General features: G+C 69.8%; 18 protein-coding genes and 2 pseudogenes. 2 read left to right on the forward strand and 18 right to left on the reverse strand.

Translation table 11 applies throughout. The features are described 5' to 3' along the window. Positions 1-239 precede the first annotated feature (239 nt). Entirely contained in the window at positions 240-824 is a 585-nt protein-coding gene (locus ACFVWD_RS13995) for a DUF6082 family protein (RefSeq protein WP_389596049.1), read from the forward strand. A 3-nt stretch (positions 825-827) separates the two neighbouring features. Here the strand turns inward: ACFVWD_RS13995 and ACFVWD_RS14000 are convergent, their stop codons facing one another. From ACFVWD_RS14000 to ACFVWD_RS14075, 16 genes and pseudogenes are all read right to left on the reverse strand, one after another. Next, positions 828-1,067: a hypothetical protein gene (locus ACFVWD_RS14000; protein WP_093627200.1), complete on the reverse strand. Its 240-nt coding sequence runs from the start codon at positions 1,065-1,067 to the stop codon at positions 828-830. 107 nt (positions 1,068-1,174) lie between these two features. Continuing rightward, positions 1,175-1,687: pseudogene (locus ACFVWD_RS14005) on the reverse strand (tyrosine-type recombinase/integrase); the annotation flags it as partial. A gap of 133 nt (positions 1,688-1,820) precedes the next feature. After that, positions 1,821-1,922 (reverse strand): annotated as a pseudogene (locus ACFVWD_RS14010) (HAD family hydrolase); the annotation flags it as partial. A gap of 428 nt (positions 1,923-2,350) precedes the next feature. Next, a complete protein-coding gene (locus ACFVWD_RS14015) occupies positions 2,351-2,767 on the reverse strand; it encodes a hypothetical protein (protein ID WP_389596051.1) in 417 nt (138 codons plus the stop codon). Between the two features lie 126 nt (positions 2,768-2,893). Beyond that, a complete protein-coding gene (locus tag ACFVWD_RS14020) occupies positions 2,894-3,046 on the reverse strand; it encodes a hypothetical protein (protein ID WP_389596052.1) in 153 nt (50 codons plus the stop codon). A 522-nt stretch (positions 3,047-3,568) separates the two neighbouring features. Further along, positions 3,569-4,747: an SUKH-4 family immunity protein gene (locus tag ACFVWD_RS14025; protein WP_389596054.1), complete on the reverse strand. Its 1,179-nt coding sequence runs from the start codon at positions 4,745-4,747 to the stop codon at positions 3,569-3,571. Positions 4,748-4,957: 210 nt separating this feature from the next. Beyond that, complete coding sequence (locus ACFVWD_RS14030; RefSeq protein WP_266582713.1) at positions 4,958-5,101, reverse strand: hypothetical protein; 144 nt, start codon at positions 5,099-5,101, stop codon at positions 4,958-4,960. Then, positions 5,098-7,404 carry a xanthine dehydrogenase family protein molybdopterin-binding subunit gene (locus ACFVWD_RS14035; RefSeq protein WP_389596056.1) on the reverse strand — a complete coding sequence of 769 codons (2,307 nt, stop codon included), beginning with the start codon at positions 7,402-7,404 and terminating at the stop codon, positions 5,098-5,100. Before ACFVWD_RS14035 ends, ACFVWD_RS14030 begins: the two co-directional genes overlap by 4 nt. Next, positions 7,401-9,035: a 2Fe-2S iron-sulfur cluster-binding protein gene (locus ACFVWD_RS14040; protein WP_389596058.1), complete on the reverse strand. Its 1,635-nt coding sequence runs from the start codon at positions 9,033-9,035 to the stop codon at positions 7,401-7,403. Before ACFVWD_RS14040 ends, ACFVWD_RS14035 begins: the two co-directional genes overlap by 4 nt. Continuing rightward, positions 9,032-9,925, reverse strand: a complete 894-nt coding sequence (locus ACFVWD_RS14045; protein WP_101404900.1) for a xanthine dehydrogenase family protein subunit M — start codon at positions 9,923-9,925, stop codon at positions 9,032-9,034. The genes ACFVWD_RS14040 and ACFVWD_RS14045 overlap by 4 nt, the downstream gene beginning before the upstream one ends. A gap of 280 nt (positions 9,926-10,205) precedes the next feature. After that, positions 10,206-11,882, reverse strand: coding sequence for a beta-N-acetylhexosaminidase (locus tag ACFVWD_RS14050; RefSeq protein WP_389596060.1), 1,677 nt, complete (start codon positions 11,880-11,882; stop codon positions 10,206-10,208). A gap of 1 nt (position 11,883) precedes the next feature. After that, complete coding sequence (locus tag ACFVWD_RS14055) at positions 11,884-12,741, reverse strand: carbohydrate ABC transporter permease (protein WP_389596120.1); 858 nt, start codon at positions 12,739-12,741, stop codon at positions 11,884-11,886. Between the two features lie 2 nt (positions 12,742-12,743). Beyond that, positions 12,744-13,688: a carbohydrate ABC transporter permease gene (locus tag ACFVWD_RS14060; RefSeq protein ID WP_389596062.1), complete on the reverse strand. Its 945-nt coding sequence runs from the start codon at positions 13,686-13,688 to the stop codon at positions 12,744-12,746. A gap of 4 nt (positions 13,689-13,692) precedes the next feature. Continuing rightward, on the reverse strand, positions 13,693-15,012 hold the full coding sequence (locus ACFVWD_RS14065; protein ID WP_389596064.1) for an extracellular solute-binding protein: 1,320 nt from the start codon (positions 15,010-15,012) through the stop codon (positions 13,693-13,695). A 253-nt stretch (positions 15,013-15,265) separates the two neighbouring features. After that, positions 15,266-15,562: a DUF3039 domain-containing protein gene (locus ACFVWD_RS14070; protein WP_075029065.1), complete on the reverse strand. Its 297-nt coding sequence runs from the start codon at positions 15,560-15,562 to the stop codon at positions 15,266-15,268. A gap of 30 nt (positions 15,563-15,592) precedes the next feature. Then, positions 15,593-16,168 carry a YqgE/AlgH family protein gene (locus ACFVWD_RS14075; RefSeq protein WP_054229660.1) on the reverse strand — a complete coding sequence of 192 codons (576 nt, stop codon included), beginning with the start codon at positions 16,166-16,168 and terminating at the stop codon, positions 15,593-15,595. A gap of 281 nt (positions 16,169-16,449) precedes the next feature. On the opposite strand from ACFVWD_RS14075, the gene murA reads away from it, so the two are divergent. Next, positions 16,450-17,796: a UDP-N-acetylglucosamine 1-carboxyvinyltransferase gene (gene murA, locus ACFVWD_RS14080; protein ID WP_101404898.1), complete on the forward strand. Its 1,347-nt coding sequence runs from the start codon at positions 16,450-16,452 to the stop codon at positions 17,794-17,796. 225 nt (positions 17,797-18,021) lie between these two features. Here the strand turns inward: murA and ACFVWD_RS14085 are convergent, their stop codons facing one another. Together ACFVWD_RS14085 and ACFVWD_RS14090 are read right to left on the reverse strand one after the other, a co-directional pair. Next, positions 18,022-18,303 (reverse strand): HU family DNA-binding protein, encoded by a 282-nt coding sequence (locus tag ACFVWD_RS14085; RefSeq protein WP_007382399.1) that lies wholly within the window; start codon positions 18,301-18,303, stop codon positions 18,022-18,024. A gap of 522 nt (positions 18,304-18,825) precedes the next feature. Then, positions 18,826-20,247, reverse strand: a complete 1,422-nt coding sequence (locus tag ACFVWD_RS14090) for an NAD-dependent malic enzyme (protein WP_389596066.1) — start codon at positions 20,245-20,247, stop codon at positions 18,826-18,828. Positions 20,248-20,346 lie beyond the last annotated feature (99 nt).

Consider the following 20,346-nt stretch of genomic DNA (forward strand, 5'->3'; position numbering starts at 1 on the left):
AATCCCGCCTTCAGATCTTTTAACCAGATAGATCGAAGATGCTCCTACCAGGAGGACATCAAAACAGTGCGCGTTTCCGCCTCTGCCGGCAGGAAATAATACAGGCAGCGCATACCGTGTCGGGGGGCCAGATGGACGGGCGACAATGGCGTTCAGCCAGTAAGCGTGTAGCCCTATCCTTCGCCACGATCATTGCTTCCTGCGTCGGCTGTGTTTTCCTCAGCCTGATGCTCGTTCAAGTGCCTGCCCTGCAGGGAAATAGCAGCAGCAACGCGGGGCAGGCATTCGGCGCTGCTGCAGCCGCATCATCGACCGTCCTCCTCTTCTACATGGCACGCACGATGCGCATGCAGGAGAAGGAGTCAGAGATGCAACGTCTCGTGCTGCAGAATCAACAACGGATCATGCAGGAGCAGTGCAGTGAAACGAGGTTGATGAAGAGTGAAATCCACCGCACGTCGGAGGCCCTAGTCCGCGGATTGCACATCGCGATCCTCAGAGATGCCATGAGTGACGCCGACCTTGCGGCGACATGGCCAACGCTGTCAGGTGACCTTCCGCAGGAAAAGAAGAAACAGTACCTGTACATAAACCAGGTACTGTCCCTACAGTATCTCGCCTTCGAGGTTGGCGACTACTCAGACGCCGCGATCGAAGCGGTGCTACAAACCCTCTTCACCGTACCGGTGTGGCGGGAGTTCTGGGAGCAGATTCACGACCCCAATCGAGTGCCCGGAGACTCCGCCGAGGCTCGGTTCACCGTCATCGCTGAACGTGCATACCAAGCCGCGGCGTCCACCACTCCGTTGCGCCGCCAGGCGTAGACGTCACGATGACGGGATATCCCCCCGAGCTGCCGTTAGCGTTTCACGAGTGATAACGACGGCCCGCTCATTCGGCCCAATCCCCGCATCTTCAGGAAGGATCGACTTCACGTCCGCCGTGATGTCATCCCCGATGATCACGAATCTACCATCGGCCAACTCGAAGATGTCCGGGCAATTCGCCTCGCTCAAACACTGCTTGCGTGCCCGCGGAGATACTCCAAGGCGACGTTCAATTTTCATGTGCCGACATACTCCTTCAGTGACGTCTGACACGTCGTCATCTGCCGGAGAAGATAGCGCATTTAAGAGGCCCATGGGGCAGACCCGAACGCCTGCCCCCAGACCACTCAGTGTGCCGGGAGGAGTGCGCCAGCCGCACCGTCTTCGCCGTCCGGCCCATCCTCATCCGGTTTCCAGATCAGGCCGTCTACCTGCCGCGCCACGTCGACCATGTGCTGATACCGGGCGGCCATGGCGGTTGTCGACCACCCCATGAGGCCCATGACGGCGCGCTCGGGTACGCCGAGAATGAGTAGAACCGTGGCGGCCGTGTGGCGCGCGTCGTGCAGACGACCGTCTCGGATGTTCGCCTCCCCCAGTAGGGCCTTCCACTCAGTCCAGTCCCTCCGATGGGAGGGACTGCGGCCGTGTTCGTCGGGGAACACCCAGCCACCTTCCACCCAGCAATTCCCTGCCGCCTGCCTCTCCGCCTCTTGGGCCTTGCGGTGCGCCCGCAGTAGGTCGACGAGCTGATCCGGAAGACCGACCGCGCGGCGGCCGGCGCGCCACTTGGTGATGGACGTCTCCGGGTTCTTGCGTCGCTTCTCCGGGCAGTAACCGGCCTTGCGCCCGCATGGTTCCGAGCCGGGCCACCCTCGCCGAGGGACTGGCCGCATGGATCGTCTCCACGCTGCGAGGGGATTGACAGGCCCCTACCTCCCCCGAGATACAAATGCCGTCGAAGAGCGGGGCGAGCCCAGTCGCGTAGAGCTTGGCGCGCTGGATGTCGACCGCGCCGTTCGTCGCAATTCCGAGGGCCCACCCCGCACCCCGCAGGGCGGCGAGCCCTTCCCGAACCCCAGGGAAGCAGCGCACCGAACGGGCAACGCCATCGACGTACTCGTGCCAAAGGTCGCCCGGATCGTCGCTGAGACCGAGCGCCTCCCGAAGATGTACGAAGTCCGCCGGGTAGGCCCGCTACCGGAGTCGATCACAGATGACCGACTCCGCCTCGTGAGGCAACCGGCGCGAACGCATGAAACTGCGGGCCCAATCCTCAAGCCCCCCACTGCGGTCGATCAGAGTGTTGTCCAGGTCGAAAAGTGCGAGCACACTGCGACGCTACGCGACGGGTCGCCCGTCTCAGTCCGTCTCATTCGTCGCCGTACGCGACCGTTCAGAGTCGTTCGCTCGGCACCCGTCGGCCCGGCCCCTCACGTCTCGCGCAGCCGGTCTGACACCGCCTTGCCGAGGGGAGCAAGACGGTGACCAGGAAGGCTGTACGGAAGCCTTCAGCGCCAGCTTCAGACGTTCGCTATCCAGTTGGCCGGAGTGACGGCCGTAATGCCGTCGTTGTGCCAGTTCGCCGGAGTGACCGCCGGCACGCCGTCGTTGTGCCAGTTCGCCGGGGCAAGAGCGCTGCCGCCGTCGGTGTGGAAGTTCGCCGGGGTGACCGCCGGCACGCCGTCGCTGTGCCAGTTCGCCGGAGTGACCGCCGGCACGCCGTCGCTGTGCCAGTTCGCCGGAGTGACCGCCGGCACGCCGTCGCTGTGCCAGTTCGCCGGAGTGACCGCAGTGATGCCGTCGTTGTGCCAGTTCGCCGGAGTGACCGCAGTGATGCGGTCCTGGTGCTGGTTGACCGCGGCGACTGCCGGCACAGCAGCGATGGTGGCAATGACACCGGCTGCAACGGTTGCTGTGGCCAGCCGAGAGATCTTCATCCTGACTCCTGTGTGAGTGCGAATCTTCGTCCATGTCGATCAAGCCCCGAGCCGCTCAGGCTGCCGTCGAACTCGACGTACACGACCCCTGCGTGACCCGAGGCTCGGCTCCGCAGACGTCCGGCGTCACCGGAACTGCGATGGTGCGGAGGTGCTGTCCGTGCGGCTGCGGCCCCGAACAGCGAGGCTGCCGTTGACCAGGGCGCCGGGGAGCGTGTCGCCATCTATGCCGTCCGGCCGGGATTTCCACAGTGCGCCAGGTCGGGTGTCAGAGCTCATGAGTGCCTCCTGCCGCGGTCGCTACGGTTTCCCCCTGAGACGCAGGCGAGCCCCGGGAGTGTGACACCGACGCCCCCGATGTGACCCACATCTCGCAATTCGACGGTGAGTGGTCCACACATGGACGCAGCCGGTACCCAAGCAAGTGGCCAGGTGAGGCAGTTCAGGTCTGACCGCTGTATGGAGATACAAGGACATCGCTGGGCCACAGCGGCGACGGCATGGGCTGCAAAGCGCCAACTATTGCTTCAATCCACACGAGTTCACCTACGAGCAGCCCGAGATCCCCCGACAGACGCCGCATTCCCCACCTGGGAACCCGCTGCAGCACGAGCGCCACCGGCCCGGTGACAGCCGCCCGGCCCCGCTATCCGTCCGGGCCGTCTTCAGGGTGGGAGAACAGTGGAGTTACGCGGGTTCAATTCCCGCCACGGCCTCTTGTGAGATCTGTCGGCCGTCCCCGTGAGCGGGGGCGGCCGATTCTCGCGTGTGAGCGGTGTGGGCGGTGTCGTCGTCCGGCGGCTAGCCGTGGAGGGTGCCGCCCGCCTCGTCCTCGAATATCTCCGGCCAGTAACGCCAGCCGTCGTCGCCCTCCAGCGTGAGGGTCGGGTCGCAGGCGACCGGGTCGACCGTGGCGAGGGTCTGGGCCATGGTGGCGGCCAGTTGCTCGTAGGAGTCGGTGAGGTCGTGGGTCGCGTCGAGGGCCTTCTCACGGTGGAGCAGCCAGAGGGTGAAGGCGAGGGTGGAGATGTCGGCGTTGAGGGGGCGCAGGGTGATGTCCGGCTCGCTCCAGGCGAGGACCGCGCCCGTGGTGCCGTCCACCACGAGGCTGGTGTCCTCGATGAGGTAGCCGAGGCGTATCAGGCGGTCGGCCGTCGGGGGGAGTTCGTCGGCGGAGAAGTCGTCGGGGCGCTGGTCCGCGTAGTAGTCGGCGAGGGCCGGCAGGGGCACTTCCGTGTCCAGCTGGAAGAGGAGGCCGTCCTCGGGCAGGCCGGTCTCGCGCAGGAAGCGACGGGTCGGCTCGTGCACGAGCGCGGGCGGGAAGTCGACGTCCTCGAAGCGCATGATCGCGCCCGCGCCGAACTCCTCGTCCAGCAGCCGCTTGGGCAGGTCGAGGGTGAGGCCCTCGCCGGGGCCCGCGATCCGGGCGAGGGGGCGGATCAGGGCGGCCATCCGCCAGTACGGCGCCACCTCGCCGCCCGCGCCCGCCTCGAAGACCGCGGCGAGGGACTCGGAGGCCTCCGTGACCGCCTTCGGGCCGAACCGGCCCTCGTAGGAGGCGAACCGTCCGCGGGACGCCGTCAGTTCCTCTGTCGCCGCCGAGAAGCGCACCAGGGCTTCCAGGGAGGGGGCCAGGGGCGCGAGGTCCATCAGAGCCGGGTCGGAGAAGAAGTACGTCGTGGCGACCTTCCCCGTCGCCCCGTCCAGGACGATCGACTCCAGGTCCCGGTCGAAGGTCCGCAGGGCTCCCACGACCAGCTGGTCCTGGAGCTCCGTGGCGAGTTTGTCGGCGTCACCGGCCAGGTCGGCGACCCTGCGCAGCCCGTGCTCCCGCAGTGCGCCGAAGCCCAGCAGTGTGCCCTCGGCCGGCAGGCCGGGCCCCGTCAGCCACTGTCGTGTGTCCGTGTGCGTGATGTATGGATCCAGTTCGTCCTCGGTCAGCGTGATCGCGCCGACGACATCGGTGTCAGTCGTGCTCATGGCTCCCCCGCGCATGTGAACGCATATGTGCTTCCCGCGGGGAACTCGCCGCCGCCCAGCGGCAGTTCCCCACTGACCGAGAACCATACGCCGCCCCACTGACAACGCCGGAAACCCGCAGGCACGCAGGTCGTACGGCCCGGAAACACGCGGGTTCAAGCCATCGGGGGACGCCTTGCCGCGACCGTCAGCCGTCAGCCGTCAGCCGTCTCAGGTGAAGTACACGCCGCCCAGGACGACCACCACGGCCGCCACGACGAAGAGCAGTACCCACAGCGCCAGCTTCCCGACGCTCGGCGGAGGCTCGTAGCGCGGCTGCTCGGGGTCGTGGGTCGTCGGCTCGGGGGTACTCATGACGTGGTCACCACGGCGGCTTGCGGACGGATCGGGAGGCGGTTGACGGGGCGGCCCGTCGCCGCCCGTACGGCGGACGCGACGGCCGCCGGGGACGTCACGACCGGCACCGCGCTGGCCGCCTTCGCGCCGAAGGGGGCGACGACGTCGCGCTCCTCGACGAGCTTGACGATGCGGATGTCGGGGGCGTCCAGGGAGGTCGGGAGGGCGTAACCCGTGAGGTCGGGGTGGCGGACCAGGCCGCGGGCGGTGCGGAGGTTCTCCGTGAGCGCGGCACCGACGCCCTGGGTGACACCCGCCTCGATACGCGCCGTGAGCTGGGCGGGGTTGAGGATCCGGCCGACGTCCTGGGCGAGCGCCAGCTCCACCACCCGTACCGAGCCCAGTTCGATGTCCACGTCCACCACCGCGCGGATCGCGCAGAAGGCCAGGCCCACGAAGGCGTCGCCCTGGCCCGCCTCGTCCAGCGGCTCGGTCGGGTGCGGGCGGCACTGCGCGGTGGCCCACAGCTCCTTGCCGTCCATCGCCTCCGTGACGGTGGTCGAGAGCACACCGTCGTACGAGGTGATCTTGCCGTCGGTGATCTGGAGGAGCTCCGTGGACATGCCGAACTTGTGCGCCAGAGGCTGCAGGAGCTGCGTACGGACCATCTTCGCGGCGCGTTCGACCGCTCCGCCCGACACCCAGGTGTGGCGGCCACGACAACTGGGGCCCGCGGGCGGCTGGTCGGTGTCGACCGGCGCCACGTGCACCTCGTCGATGCCGAGGGTCTCCTGGACGATCTGGCGGGCCAGTGTCGTGAAGCCCTGGCCGGTCTCGACGGCCGCGCACAGGACGGTGGCGACACCGTCGTGGACCTTGACCGTGGCCGTGGAGACCTCGTCCGCGCCCTCGGCGCCGAGCATGTGGACCATGCCGAGGCCGTAGCCGACCCCGCGGCGTACGGCGCCGGGTTCGCCCGCGCCCTCGGGGCCGCCCGGGAGCAGCCACTCGTCCTCGGGGGTGTCCTTGGGGAGCGCGGGCAGAGGGTAGTCGCGTACGGCCTGGAGCAGTTCGGCGACCGGGGCCGGGCAGGTCACCGTCTGGCCCGTCGGAAGCACGTCCCCGGTGGCCATCGCGTTCTGCAGGCGCAGTTCGGCGGGGTCGAGGGCGAGCTTCTTGGCGAGCTTGTCCATCTGCGCCTCGTACGCGGCGCAGACCTGCATGGCGCCCTCGCCGCGCACATGGCCGGAGGGCGGGTTGTTGGTGCGCACGGCCCAGCCCTCGATGAAGGCGTTCGGGACGACGTAGGGGCCGCAGGCGAAGGAGACCGCGGCGGCCAGCGACTCGGCGGACGTGTCGGCGTAGGCGCCCGCGTCGAGCAGGATCTGCGCCTCGACCTTCACCAACCTGCCCTCGGTGTCGGCGTGGTGGCGGTAGCGCAGGAGGGTGGGATGCCGGTGGGCGTGGCCGAGGAAGGACTCCTCGCGGGTCGCGGTGATCTTCACCGGGCAGCCGGTCCGCAGGGCCAGCAGGCCGAGCGGGAGCTGGAAGCCCTGGTCCTCGCGGTCGGCGGTGGCGCCGGGCACTCCGGTGACGACGACCTTCACCCGCTCGGGCTCCAGCCCGTAGCAGGCGGCGGCGGTGTCGCGGTCGGTGTGCGGGTCGGTGGAGGCGATGTAGAGCTCGACGCCGCCGTCCGGGCGGGGCACGGCGAGTCCGGCCTCGGCGCCGATCGGGGCCGGGTCCTGGCGGCCGATGCGGTACAGGCCCTCGACGACGATCTCGCCGACGGCGTCCGGATCGCCGTGGCGCAGCGGGATGTGCCGGATCAGGTTGCCGTCGGGGTGCAGGGGCTCGGCCTCGAACGCCTGCTCGGGGTCGGTCACCGGGTCGAGTACTTCGTACTCGACGATGACGGCCGCGGCGGCCATCCGGGCGGTGTCCGGGTGATCGGCGGCGACGGCCGCGATGGGCTCGCCGTGGTGGCGTACGACCTCGGAGGCGAACACCGGACGGTCCGCACGGCCGCGGCCGTGCAGGGCGGCGCCGGGCACGTCCTCGTGGGTGATGACCGCCCGTACGCCGGGCATCTCGCGCGCGTGGCTGGTGTCGATGGACACGATGCGCGCGTGCGGGTGCGGCGAGCGCAGCACGGCCGCCCACAGCAGGCCCTCGGCCCACAGGTCGGCCGCGTACGGGAAGGTGCCCTCCGTCTTGGCGCGGGCCTCCGCGGCGGGCAGCGACACGCCGAGCCCGTGCGGCAGCGGCTCGGGGCCGGTGCCGGGTGCCGCGGGAGTCGCGGTCGCGGTCTCGTTGCTCACGCCTGGCCTCCGTCCTGGCCGTACGGCTGCTCATACGGCGCCTGGGAGTCGTACGGAGAAGGGTCCTCGAACGCCGACGGGTTGACGCCGCCCGCGCCGGGCCCCGCCTGGTGCGGGATGCGCGGCTCGTCCGCGTCCGGCGTGGCCTCGGCGGCGGCCGCGCTGTGCGCCTCGCGTTCGGCGACGACCTCGCGTACGGCGTCCAGGACCCCGCGGTAGCCGGAGCAGCGGCACAGGTTGCCGCACAGCGCCTGGCGGGTCTCGAGTTCGGTGGGGGCCGGGTTGCCCTCGAGGAGGTCGTGCACGGTCATGGCCATGCCCGGGATGCAGAAACCGCACTGCACCGCGCCGCACTTGGCGAGGGCGCGCTGCACATCCGAGGGCTGTCCGTCGGCGGCGAGGCCTTCGACCGTACGCACTTCACTGCTCGCGGCCGTGACGGCGGGCACGAGGCAGGACGCCACGAGCCGCCCGTCCACCTGCACGTTGCAGGCTCCGCACTCGCCCTGCGAGCAGCCGTCCTTGGCGCCCGCGAGGCCGAGGCGCTCGCGCAGGACATAGAGCAGTGACTCGCCGATCCAGGCGTCGGTCACGGGGCGTTCGGCGCCGTTGACGCGCAGGACGTAGGAGGCCAGGGGGTGTTCGTCGTGCGGGGGCGGCGCAGGGGTGTCCGGGTCGCTCGCCTCCGCACCGGGGGCGTCCGGCGCGGGGGACTCGGGGTGCTCCGAGGGGTGCTCGGAGCGACGCTCCGAAACGTACTCCGAGGAATCCTCCGGGACTGCTGCCGGGACGGCCTGCGTGGCCGGGTCGGGGTCCGGTTCGGCCCCGTCCGGGGTCCCGTACGCCTCGGCCGTCGCGGACATGGGCCCGGCGACCGGCTCAGGAGCCGCGTGAGCGGCCTGCGCGGCCGTCTGGGCGGCCTCGGCGGCCGATTCCGTATGCGTGTGCCGCGCGGGCTCCACGGGGCCCTCAGAGGCCCCCGGGGCCTCGGGTGTCGCCGCTCGCGGTGCGGCGGACCACGGCTCGCCGATCTCCGTGGTCGCCCAGGGCGCTGCCGCGCCGCCCGGGAGCGTGGCGGGCGGGGTGCCGCCCCACTGCTCGACCAGGGCCGACGTGGTGAACTCGCCCGATTCGTCCGGAAGATCACCTTCGGCGACCGGAATCGACCACTGTCCGGTGACGTCGTGTCCGGGCGCGTCGGCCGGGTGGCGACCGGAGGAGGCACCCTCCCGGGCGGCCTCCCCGAAGTCCCACTGGCCGGTGGCGCCGGGGTGGTACGAGAACCCGTCGTGCGCGGCCTGCTGATATCCGGACTCCTGGCGCCCGGTCTCGTGGCGTACGGCTTCCTGGTGCGCGGCGTTGGGGTCCGGCCACTGGACGGCCTCGGCCGGCGCGGCCCAGGTGCCCGTCGCCCTGGGGTCGGCCGCCGGGGGCGCCGCGGCGATCCGGGGAGGCACATAGCCGTGGCCGGGCGCCGCGAGGGGCGTCTCGCGTTCCGCCAAAAGGGCGTCGATTCCGCCCTCGGGGAGCTTGACGAAGGCGGTGGCGCCGTCGTCGTAGTCCCCCTGCGGGAGGGGGTCCCACCTGCCGCTGGTCCGCGGAGTGCCCTCTCCGTGCTGGTCGTCGGTCACGACAGTGCCCTCCCCAGTGCTCGTCGGGCCAGCGCGGCGACGGTGCGCCGCAGGTGCAGTACGGCCGGCGGAAGCTGTTGTACGGAGCCGTCCTCGGCCGGGACGGGATCGGGGATGCAGGCCGCGGCGACGTACTCCCCGAAGGCGTTGAGCGCCTCCGGCACGATCGACCGGCTGTTGTCCCAGTCGATCAGCTGGGCGACCCACGCCTCCGCGTCCAGGGGCCGCAGCGGCATCGGCGCTATGGCGCCCACGGCGCACCGCACGCCGCGCCGCGCCGGGTCCAGGACGAGCGCCACGGACGCGATGGCGCGCCCGGGTCCGGTGCGTCCGGTCGCCTTCAGGAAGACCTGCGGCGCGTGCAGCAGCGGCACACGCACATAGCCGATGAGTTCGCCGCCGCGGAGCATCTCCATGCCCGCGAGCAGGTGCGACACCGGGATCTCACGGCGGGCTCCGCCCTGGCCCGCGATGATCAGCGTGGCTTCCAGGGCGGCCAGCACGGGCAGCGCGTCCCCCGTGGGAGCCGCCGAGGCGATGTTGCCGCCCAGGGTGCCCGCGTTGCGGATCTGCGGCGGTCCCGCGGCGCGCGCGGCGGCGGCGAGCGCCGGGATGAGGGCCGCGAAGTCGGGGCGCCCCATACGAGCGTGGGTGAGGCCGGCGCCGAGCAGCGCGTGGCCGTCCTGGTACTGCCAGCCGCGGATCTCGCTGATCCGGCCGAGGCCGACGAGCGCGGCGGGCCGCAGCTGTCCGGAGTTGACGGCGGCCATGAGGTCGGTGCCGCCGGCCACCGGGACGGCGGCGGGCATGGCGGCCAGCGCCGCCACTGCCTCGTCCAGCGAGGCGGGCAGCGTCACGGCCTGCGCCGCCTGCGGTGCGTGCGTGGTCAAACCGGCTGCCCCTTCCCGCTGCCCCACCTGGTCCCACCTGTGTTGCGCGTACGGTACGTGCTGACAGGGCGGACGTGGCAACTCTGGCACATCTTCCCCGGCCCTCGACGCGGGGGTCCGCTAGGAGGCATTCGCCCCCTCACCAGGGAGATGGTCCGTTTTCCTACGGCATCGCCGATCGGTGCGGATTGCCACTCTTCGGTGGCCCTTGGGTGCCTTTTGCCTTGTGGGGCCACTGTGTCGGGGCGAGCGGGCCGGGACACGCCGGTCGGGAGTCTCCTCACACGTTTGGGGGCGCCCCCTCGATCGGACGTCCGAGCACACCCGGGCGCCGCTGCCACGGAAGGGGGCCCGTGGGCGGGCGGTAGGCCACTCCCAGGGCGTCAAGTCGCCCGTAGTGTGCGGCCATCCGCCGTTCGAAGTCGGCGAAGTCCCGCTCGGCGGGGGCGGGCAGGGCGCTCCAGGCGACCTCGGCGAAGGCCGCGAGCCGGGGAAAGGTCTGGTAGTCCACGCGCGCGGGGTCCTCCATCGCCTCGGTCCACACGTTCGCCTGGGTGCCCAGCACATGCCGTGCCTCCGTCTCGGTGAGCTCGGGCGGAACGGGTTCGAAGCGGTAGACGTCCTCCAGGGTGCGGACATATCCGATCGGCACCGGCTCGTCCGGGCCCGCGGCCTGCCGGTGGTCCAAGTACACCTGCTGCTCGGGGCACATGACCACGTCGTGGCCGGTGCGGGCGGCCGTGATGCCGCCCTGGTAGCCGCGCCACGAGGACACCGCGGCCCCGGCCGCGAGCCCGCCCTCCAGGATCTCGTCCCAGCCGATCAGCCGACGCCCACGCGCGGAGAGCCAGTTGTCGAAGTGCCGGATGAACCAGGACTGCAACTCGTCCTCGTCCGCGAGCCCCAGTTCCCTGATGCGTGCCTGGGCGGTCGGCGACTGCTTCCACTGGTCCTTGGCGCACTCGTCGCCGCCGATGTGCACGAACTCCGAGAACCCTGAGAACCCTGAGAACCCCGAGAACGGCGCGAACGGGCCGGCGTCCGCCGGGAAGAGCTCCAGGAGTTCCTCGAACACCCCCTCGTAGAAGCGCAGGGTGTTGTCAGTGGGGGCGAGTACGTTTTTGGAGATGCCCCAGGTGTCCCAGACGGTCAGGGAGGTCGTGTCGATGACGTCGGTGTTGCCCAGTTCCGGATACGCGGCGATGGCGGCCTGCGAGTGTCCCGGGATGTCTATCTCGGGGACGACACTGATATGCCGCTCGGCCGCGTACGCGACGATCTCGCGGATGTCGTCCTGCGTGTAGAAGCCCCCGTGCGGCTTCTCCTCCCACAGGGGCGAGGCACGATGGCCGAATTTCGTGCGCGCCCGCCAGGATCCGACCTCCGTCAGCTTCGGGTACCGCTTGATCTGGACACGCCAGCCTTGGTCGTCGGTGAGGTGGAAGTGGAAGACGTTGAGTTTGTGGGCGGCCATGAGGTCGAGGTGACGCAGGACGCCGTCCTTGGGCATGAAGTGCCGGGAGACATCGAGCATGAGGCCGCGCCACGGGAATCGGGGGGCGTCCTCGATGATCTGGTGCGCGATTCCGTAGGTCCTCCCCGGCCGGACGGGGGCACGGCGGAAGGCATCGGGGCCGAGGAGCTGACGCAGCGTCTGCGCGCCCCAGAACACCCCGGCCGCACTGCCGCCCCGGATCTCGATGCCCCAGTTGACGACGACGCTGAGTTTGTACGCCTCCGGTTCCAGGGTGTCGTCGAGGAGCAGCCGTAGGGCGTTGCGGGCGTGCTGCGGCCCTGGTGGCAGCGGCAGGCCGAGCGCCGCGCCGAGCGTGGCGCGCAGCCAGCGCTCCGTGGCGTCCGTGCCGGGCGCGGCCCACAGGGTGGTCTCCGAGTCGAGTTCGACCCCGCAGCGCATGGGGCCCTCGACGGCGCGGGGCGCCGGAATCACATCGTTCACGTCAGTCCTTCACCGCTCCGCCGAGGCCGGAGACCAGGCGTCGCTGTACGAGTACGAAGAAGATGAGCACCGGAATCGTCATCACCGTGGACGCCGCCATCACGCCGCCCCAGTCCGGCTCGTCGGGCTTGTAGAAGACGAGGAGGGCCATCGGCAAGGTGGACTGCGAGGTGTCGCTGATGATGAAGGACTTGGCGAACAGGAAGTCGTTCCAGGCGGAGATGAAGGAAAAGACGCTCGTGGCCACCAGCCCCGGGAGGACGAGCGGGAAAAGGATCTGCCAGAGGAATCGTGTACGGCTCGCTCCGTCGATGTACGCGGCCTCCTCCAGCGCCTCGGGAACCGCCTTCACAAAACCCCTCAGCATCCAGATCGCGAACGGCAGCGAGAAGGCGATGTGGGGCAGGATCAGCGAGCCCAGCGTGTTCAGCTGGCCGAAGTCCCGCATCAGGAAGAAGAGGGGGATCGTCAGCGCCTCGACGGGCACCATCTGCGCGACCAGGAACATGATCAACAGGGTGGTCCGGAAACGAAAGCGGAATCGGGTGACCGCTGTCGCCGCGAGAAACGCGATCAGCGCCGAGATGACGACCACGGACCCCGCCACCACAAGGCTGTTGACGAAGTAGCGGCCGAATTCCTGCTGCCCGAAGACGCGCCGGAACGAATCCAGGGAGGGCGAAAGTGTCCACGGCCGGGGCTCGGTGGACTCGATCTCCCCGGCCGGTTTGAAGGCGCCGAGCACCATCCAGTAGAGGGGGAAGGCGACGACCACCGCGATCAGCAGCGCGGACGCCTCGGCGGCGAGTCGCCAGGGGCGCCGGGGACGCCGGGGACGCCGTACGAAGCCGGGTATCAGGCTCACAGTTCCTCCCCCTGCCTGCGCAGCAGCCGCAGGTACACCAGCGTGACCGCCAGCAGGATCAGCAGCATGACCACACCGATCGCCGAGCCGAGGCCGTACTGCGAGGAGGCGAAGGCCTTCTGGTAGGCGTACACGTTCAGCACGAGGTTCTGGCCGGCGATGCCGCCGCCGTTCGTCATCACGTAGATCTGCGTGAAGACCTTGAAGTCCCAGATGACCGACTGGATGGTGACGACCACCAGGATCGGGCGGAGCAGCGGTGCGAGCACCGAGCGCCAGATCCGCCACTGCGAGGCGCCGTCCAGGGCGGCCGCCTCCAGCACCTCGGACGGTACGGCGCGGATCCCCGCGTAGACCGTCACCATCACGAACGGGAAGGAACACCAGACCACTTCGAGCAGGACGAGCGCGAAGGCGCTGTAGCGCCCGTACGTCCAGGAGTGGTCGCCGATTCCGAGGACCCGGTCGACGGGCCCGAAGTCGGGGTCGAACAGGAACAGCCAGACCGTGGACCCGGTGACCGCCGGGGTCGCCCAGGCGCCGAGCGCGGCCAGCATCAGCGCGAGCCTCGGCAGGGCCCGAACGCGGGTGAGGAGCACGGCGAGGGCGCAGCCGACGGCCAGGGTGGAGAGCACGCAGGCCGCCGCGAACACCAGCGTGGCGATCAGGACCTGCCAGAACTGGTCGTCGGCGAAGAGGGCGGTGTAGTTGCCGAATCCTTCGAAGGCGGTCGGTTCACCGCCGCTGACCTGTGCCTGGGTGTACTTCAGGAGCGAGATCAGGCCGAGCTGGTAGATGGGGTAGACGAGCAGGGCGCCGAGGACGACGAGGGCGGGGGCGAGGTAGAGCCAGGGGGTCCAGCGGGCGCGCCGGCGGCCGGGGACGCCGGCCACGGCCTTCGGAACCGTGACCGGTTCGGCGACGGCCTCTTGCGTGGTCATCCGCTCACCCCACGGAGCTGAACGCGTCGTTCATCTTCTTCGCCGCGTCCTTCGAGGCCGCCGCCACGTCCTTCTTGCCGCTGATGACCTCCTGGAACATCGTCGGCAGGACGAGCGAGGCGTCGATCTGGGACCAGGCGGCCGAGGCGGGCACGAACTTGGCGCCCGAGGCGAGGGTCTTCACGAAGGGCGCGACGAACGGCTGCTTCTTCGCGACCTCGTCCCGCACGTCGGTGTACGTCGGCAGGAACCCCATGGCGTCGAAGAGCTCGCTCTGGGTCTTCTTGCTCGCCAGTTGCTCCATCAGGTCGACGGCGAGGGTGCGGTGCGAGGTGCTCTTCAGGACGCCGATGTTGTTGCCGCCCGCGAACGCCGGGGCCACCGAGCCCGGCTTCACACCGGGCAGCGGCACGACCGCGTACTTGCCCTTGATCTTCCCGGCCTCGATCGCGGCGTGGCTGAAGTCGCCGCCGATGGCCATGCCCGCCTTGCCCGAGGAGAACGCGGTGACGGTGTCGTTGCCGGTCATGCCCGCGCACTTGGCGGCGGGACAGTTGTCGGAGCCGAACAGCGAGGTGTAGGCCTTGATGCCCTTCTGGGCGGCCGCGCTGTCGATGGTCGCGGCGTAGGAGCCGCCCTTGCCCTGGGCGATCTCGCCGCCCTGGGACCAGATGAAGGGCATCGCGCCGTACGTGTACGCGCCGCCGACCACGAGTCCGTAGAGGCCGGGCTCGGCCGCGCGGATCTTCTTCGCGGTGGAGACCAACTCGGCCTGGGTCTTGGGGGCTTCGAGGCCGAGGTCCTTGAGGATGTCGGTGCGGTAGTAAAGGGCGCGGACGCCGACGAAGAACGGGGCGCCGTAGACCTTCCCGTCCACCGTCACGGACTGCCTGGCGGTCGGGTCGGTGTCCTTGGCCTCGCTCCAGTCGGTGAACTCCTTGGTGACGTCGGCGAGTCCGCCGTCCTTGACGTATCCGGCGGTGTCCGTGTTGCCGTACTCGATGACGTCGGGGGCGCTCTTCGGGTCGTTGAAGGCGGCCTTCATGCGCTGGGCGCGGGTCTCCACGGGGATGTACTCGATGGTGACCTTGGTGTCCTTGTGGGTCTTCTTGAAGGTGCTGACGGCCGCGTCGACGACCTTCTCCTTCGGCCCGTTGTTGACCTCCTGGAAGAGCCAGACCCGCAGTGTGCCGGTCTTCTCGTCCTTTCCGGAGGAGGAGTTGCCGGAGGTCTGGGGGGCGCAGGCGGTGGCGACGACAAGGGCGGCGAGGGCGATGGCCGTTCGGGCGGGGAGCTTCACGGGCAGCTTCGCAGAGAGCTTCATCGAGCATCCTCCGATGGGGGGCGTTGCAACATACGCAATGGCGGTTTCGCTCTGCACAACACACCGGAGGCTATGGACTACATGAACATGTCCACAAGAGGTCTCAACCACTCTGTGACCACGGGGCGCACCATGTGCAACGGCACCCGGCGCGAAGACCATCGGCGCACACGACGCAAAGGCCCTCGGGGCGCGCCGGAACGCGCCCCGAGGGCCTTGTGATCGTCGGGCCGCCGGTCCTCGGCGGCGCCCGTTACTTGTCCTGGCCGCCCTTGCCCTTGTCGCCGCCGGCGCCCATGGACTCGTAGATCTCCTTGCACATGGGACACACGGGGTACTTCTTCGGGTCGCGGCCCGGGACCCACACCTTGCCGCAGAGGGCCACGACGGGCGTGCCGTCGAGGGCGCTCGCCATGATCTTGTCCTTCTGGACATAGTGGGCGAAGCGCTCGTGGTCCCCGTCGCCGTGCGACACCTGCGGCGTCGGCTCTACGAGGGTCCCCGTCCCAGTGCCTCGCTGGGGCTGGGTCTCAGGCTCAAGAGTGCTCATAAGGGCCAAGGGTACTGAAGGTCACGGACATCAGTTGAGTGAAGGGTCGTCCGGATACGTCGCCACCATCGCGAGTTCGTTGCGCTGGCGGCGCAGGACCTCGCGCCAGAGGCGTTCCGGGGACGGGGAGGAGACGTCTCCCGGTTCGGATTCCACCACGTACCAGGCGCCCTCGGTCAGTTCGTCCTCCAGTTGACCGGGGCCCCAGCCCGCGTATCCGGCGAAGATTCTCAGGGAGCCGAGGGCCGAGGCGAGGAGTTCCGGTGGGGCCTCCAGGTCGACGAGGCCGATCGCGCCGTGCACCCGCCGCCAGCCCAGTGGCGCGCGTTCCCCGGAGGCGACGCCGCCCGGGATCACCGCGACGCCCAGCGCCGAGTCCAGCGACACCGGGCCGCCCTGGAAGACGACGCCGGGCTCCCCGGCCAGGTCGGCCCAGGCCTCCAGGATGTCGCTGACGTCCACCGGGGTCGGCCGGTTGAGGACGACACCGAGCGAGCCCTCCTCGTCGTGGTCGAGGAGCAGCACCACCGCGCGGTCGAAGTTCGGGTCCGCCAGGGCGGGCGTGGCCACGAGCAGCCGCCCTGTGAGCGAGGACACCTCGGTCATGCCAGACATGATCCCGCATCTTCCCCGCGTAGGGGGACCCAATACCCGTACCCGAGTGAATGCAGCTCAGGGCGCAGAGGAGCGCCCCCCCGCGCACACGGTCACCGGTGACCCCGTGTGCCCGATTCAAAACGGTTCGTGTTGTGGCCAAGCTATGACCTTGCTGGGTGGTCCTTGGGCTTACTTAAGGGGGGTGGGCGGCGATTACCCTTGCTCTTCGGCTCCCGCCCAACCGGCCTGCCGACGCATACTCCTGCCCAACTCATCGGAACGCGAGATACATGACCGTCAACGGCTCTGACGATGTACTGCTTGTCCACGGCGGAACCCCGCTCGAGGGCGAGATCCGTGTCCGCGGTGCGAAGAACCTCGTACCGAAGGCCATGGTCGCCGCCCTGCTGGGCAGCGCTCCGAGCCGACTGCGCAATGTCCCCGACATTCGCGACGTGCGCGTCGTGCGCGGGCTGCTGCAGTTGCACGGCGTGACGGTCCGTCCGGGTGAGGAGCCGGGCGAGCTGATCCTCGACCCGTCGCACGTGGAAAGCGCGAACGTCGCCGACATCGATGCCCACGCGGGCTCGTCGCGCATCCCGATCCTCTTCTGCGGCCCGCTGCTGCACCGTCTGGGGCACGCGTTCATCCCGGGTCTCGGCGGCTGTGACATCGGCGGCCGGCCGATCGACTTCCACTTCGAGGTGCTGCGGCAGTTCGGCGCGAAGATCGAGAAGCGGGAGGACGGCCAGTACCTGGAGGCCCCGCAGCGGCTGCGCGGCACGAAGATACAGCTGCCGTACCCGTCCGTCGGCGCGACCGAGCAGGTGCTGCTGACGGCGGTGCTCGCGGAGGGCGTCACCGAGCTGTCCAACGCGGCCGTCGAGCCCGAGATCGAGGACCTCATCTGCGTGCTGCAGAAGATGGGCGCGATCATCGCCATGGACACCGACCGGACGATCCGCATCACCGGTGTGGACTCGCTCGGCGGCTACACCCACGCGGCCCTCCCGGACCGCCTGGAGGCCGCCTCCTGGGCTTCCGCGGCGCTGGCGACCGAGGGCAACATCTACGTCCGCGGCGCCCAGCAGCGCTCGATGATGACGTTCCTGAACACCTACCGCAAGGTGGGCGGCGCGTTCGAGATCGACGACGAGGGCATCCGCTTCTGGCACCCGGGCTCGCAGCTCAAGTCCATCGCCCTGGAGACGGACGTCCACCCCGGTTTCCAGACCGACTGGCAGCAGCCGCTGGTGGTCGCCCTGACGCAGGCCACGGGGCTGTCGATCATCCACGAGACGGTGTACGAGTCCCGCCTCGGCTTCACCTCCGCGCTGAACCAGATGGGCGCGCACATCCAGCTCTACCGCGAGTGCCTCGGCGGCTCCGTCTGCCGGTTCGGCCAGCGCAACTTCCTGCACTCGGCCGTCGTTTCGGGCCCGACCAAGCTCCAGGGCGCCGACCTGGTCATCCCCGACCTCCGCGGCGGCTTCTCGTACCTGATCGCCGCGCTCGCGGCCCAGGGCACGTCCCGCGTCCACGGCATCGACCTGATCAACCGCGGCTACGAGAACTTCATGGAGAAGCTCGTGGAGCTGGGCGCGAAGGTGGAACTGCCGGGCAAGGCGCTCGGCTGACCTCACCTTCTCCCCTCCGGCCCGGGCAGCTGCTCCCGGCCGGGGGTCCGGGGGTCATCCTCGGCTAGCCCGGACAGCGCGGCTGCCTGTCGTCCGGACAGCCACGCTGTCGCGCGGGCGACAGCTCCAGGCGTATGTACGACGATGGGGCGGCCCCCGGTCAAGGGGGCCGCCCCATTGGCGTTACTGCGGTTCGTGCGCCGTCCCGTGGCACACGGACGCGGCTTACTTGCCCTTGGCCGCTTCCTTGAGCTTGCTGCCCGCGGAGACCTTCACGCTGTAGCCGGCCGGGATCTGGATCGGGTCGCCGGTCTGCGGGTTGCGCGCGGTGCGAGCGGCACGGTGGGTGCGCTCGAAGGTCAGGAAGCCGGGGATGGTGACCTTCTCGTCGCCCTTGGCGACGATCTCGCCGACGGTCTCGGCGAACGCGGCCAGAACGGCGTCGGCGTCCTTGCGGGTCACCTCGGCGCGGTCGGCCAGCGCGGCCACCAGCTCACTGCGGTTCATGTTGTTACTCCCGTGTTCTTCTTGCCGTTGAGGCGTGCCACGCGGCGGAGCCGCATGTTGGATGCGGCGAAGCCGATGCTGCCAGGGCCCTCGGTCGGTCCCCGGACCCGGGTCCGTAGCCAGACCCTCGCGCCCGAAGACGCATCCTGCCCCCACCTGCGGCGGGAAAGCCAATCCGGCACCCCTGGGAGTCACACGAACACCCTTGGGAGTCACACGAAAAGCGCCACTGCCTCAGTGTGGTGACGCTCCGTCCGCTCCCGGCAGCGGACCGCAGGGCCTGGGAGGCCTGAGCCTGGCCGCCACCCTAGAGGGCGGCCAGGGACCCCGCATCCCGCGACGCGCCGACGCGCCGCGGTCGTGGCGATCGTCACAGCAAGTCACACCGCTTGAACCACCACCGGCCGCGATCATCCGGCGGGGGCGCCCGGCCCGTCCTGCGTTCGAGGACGAGGCCGTCCGGGCCGGTGCGGGGTCCGTGGGCCGCAGCCCCCGGCGACGCCCGCACCAGCGCCGAGTGCCCTACTCCGAGGCGGTCACACCCGCCGCCTTCGCCGCGGAGCGCACCGCTCCGGCGACCGCGCCCGCGACCTTGTCGTTGAAGACGCTGGGGATGATGTAGTTCGGGTTCAGCTCGTCCTCGGTCACCACGTCCGCGAGCGCGGCCGCGGCGGCCAGCATCATCTCGGTGTTGACGGTGCGGGACTGGGCGTCCAGGAGGCCGCGGAAGACGCCCGGGAAGACCAGCACGTTGTTGATCTGGTTGGGGAAGTCGGAGCGGCCGGTGGCGACAACTGCCGCGGTCTGACGGGCGATTGCCGGGTCGACCTCGGGGTCGGGGTTCGCGAGCGCGAACACGATGGCACCCTCGGCCATGGCGGCCACGTCGTCGCCGTCGAGCACGTTCGGGGCGGAGACGCCGATGAACACGTCGGCGTCGCGCACGGCCTCCTTCAACGTGCCCGTGAGGCCCTCGGGGTTGGTGTTGTCGGCGATCCAACGCAGCGGCGAGTCGGAGGCCGCGTCGACGAGGTCCGCGCGGTCCGCGTGCACGACACCGTGGATGTCGGCGACGACGGCGTTCTTGACGCCCGCGGCGAGGAGCAGCTTCAGGATGGCCGTGCCGGCCGCGCCCGCGCCGGACATGACGACCCGGATGTCGCCGATGGCCTTGCCCGCCACACGCAGGGCGTTGGTGAGGGCGGCGAGGACGACGATCGCGGTGCCGTGCTGGTCGTCGTGGAAGACGGGGATGTCGAGGGCCTCGCGCAGCCGGGCCTCGATCTCGAAGCAGCGCGGCGCGGAGATGTCCTCCAGGTTGATGCCCGCGAAGCCGGGGGCGATGGCCTTGACGATCTCGACGATCGCGTCGGTGTCCTGGGTGTCCAGGCACAGCGGCCAGGCGTCGATGCCGGCGAAGCGCTTGAAGAGGGCCGCCTTGCCCTCCATGACCGGGAGGGCGGCCTTGGGGCCGATGTTCCCGAGGCCGAGCACGGCGGAGCCGTCCGTCACGACCGCAACGGAGTTGCGCTTGATGGTGAGGCGGCGGGCGTCCTCGGGGTTCTCGGCGATCGCCATGCACACGCGGGCCACACCCGGGGTGTAGATCATGGAGAGGTCGTCACGGTTGCGGATCGGGTGCTTGGACTGCATCTCGATCTTGCCGCCGAGGTGCATGAGGAACGTACGGTCGGAGACCTTGCCGAGGGTGACGCCCTCGATGCCACGCAGCTGCTGGACGATCTCGTCGGCGTGGGCCGTGGAGCTCGCCGCGATGGTGACGTCGATCCGGAGCTTCTCGTGGCCTGAGGCGGTCACGTCGAGGCCGGTCACCGAGCCTCCGTGGGACTCTACGGCCGTGGTGATCTGGGAGACCGCGGTTCCGCTCGCGGGCACCTCCAGCCGGACCGTAATCGAGTAGGAGACGCTGGGCGCCGTTGCCATGGCCGACTTCCTCTGCTTTCACCGTGTACTGCTGTGTCGCGGGTACGCCGTCCGATCGTCGCACCTACCCCCCAGTACGTGGTAGCCGCCCCGGATTGC

Source organism: Streptomyces sp. NPDC058086 (assembly GCF_042885015.1).
In the GTDB taxonomy this organism is placed as follows: Bacteria; Actinomycetota; Actinomycetes; order Streptomycetales; family Streptomycetaceae; genus Streptomyces.

What these genes read in the sequence shown, in the direction of transcription:
- ACFVWD_RS14000 (WP_093627200.1), bottom strand. Translation starts at nt 1,067, where the DNA reads ATGAAAATTGAACGTCGCCTTGGAGTATCTCCGCGGGCACGCAAGCAG.
- ACFVWD_RS14015 (WP_389596051.1), bottom strand. Translation starts at nt 2,767, where the DNA reads ATGAAGATCTCTCGGCTGGCCACAGCAACCGTTGCAGCCGGTGTCATT.
- ACFVWD_RS14020 (WP_389596052.1), bottom strand. Translation starts at nt 3,046, where the DNA reads ATGAGCTCTGACACCCGACCTGGCGCACTGTGGAAATCCCGGCCGGAC.
- ACFVWD_RS14025 (WP_389596054.1), bottom strand. Translation starts at nt 4,747, where the DNA reads ATGAGCACGACTGACACCGATGTCGTCGGCGCGATCACGCTGACCGAG.
- ACFVWD_RS14030 (WP_266582713.1), bottom strand. Translation starts at nt 5,101, where the DNA reads ATGAGTACCCCCGAGCCGACGACCCACGACCCCGAGCAGCCGCGCTAC.
- ACFVWD_RS14060 (WP_389596062.1), bottom strand. Translation starts at nt 13,688, where the DNA reads ATGACCACGCAAGAGGCCGTCGCCGAACCGGTCACGGTTCCGAAGGCC.
- ACFVWD_RS14065 (WP_389596064.1), bottom strand. Translation starts at nt 15,012, where the DNA reads ATGAAGCTCTCTGCGAAGCTGCCCGTGAAGCTCCCCGCCCGAACGGCC.
- ACFVWD_RS14070 (WP_075029065.1), bottom strand. Translation starts at nt 15,562, where the DNA reads ATGAGCACTCTTGAGCCTGAGACCCAGCCCCAGCGAGGCACTGGGACG.
- ACFVWD_RS14075 (WP_054229660.1), bottom strand. Translation starts at nt 16,168, where the DNA reads ATGACCGAGGTGTCCTCGCTCACAGGGCGGCTGCTCGTGGCCACGCCC.
- murA (WP_101404898.1), top strand. Translation starts at nt 16,450, where the DNA reads ATGACCGTCAACGGCTCTGACGATGTACTGCTTGTCCACGGCGGAACC.
- ACFVWD_RS14085 (WP_007382399.1), bottom strand. Translation starts at nt 18,303, where the DNA reads ATGAACCGCAGTGAGCTGGTGGCCGCGCTGGCCGACCGCGCCGAGGTG.
- ACFVWD_RS14090 (WP_389596066.1), bottom strand. Translation starts at nt 20,247, where the DNA reads ATGGCAACGGCGCCCAGCGTCTCCTACTCGATTACGGTCCGGCTGGAG.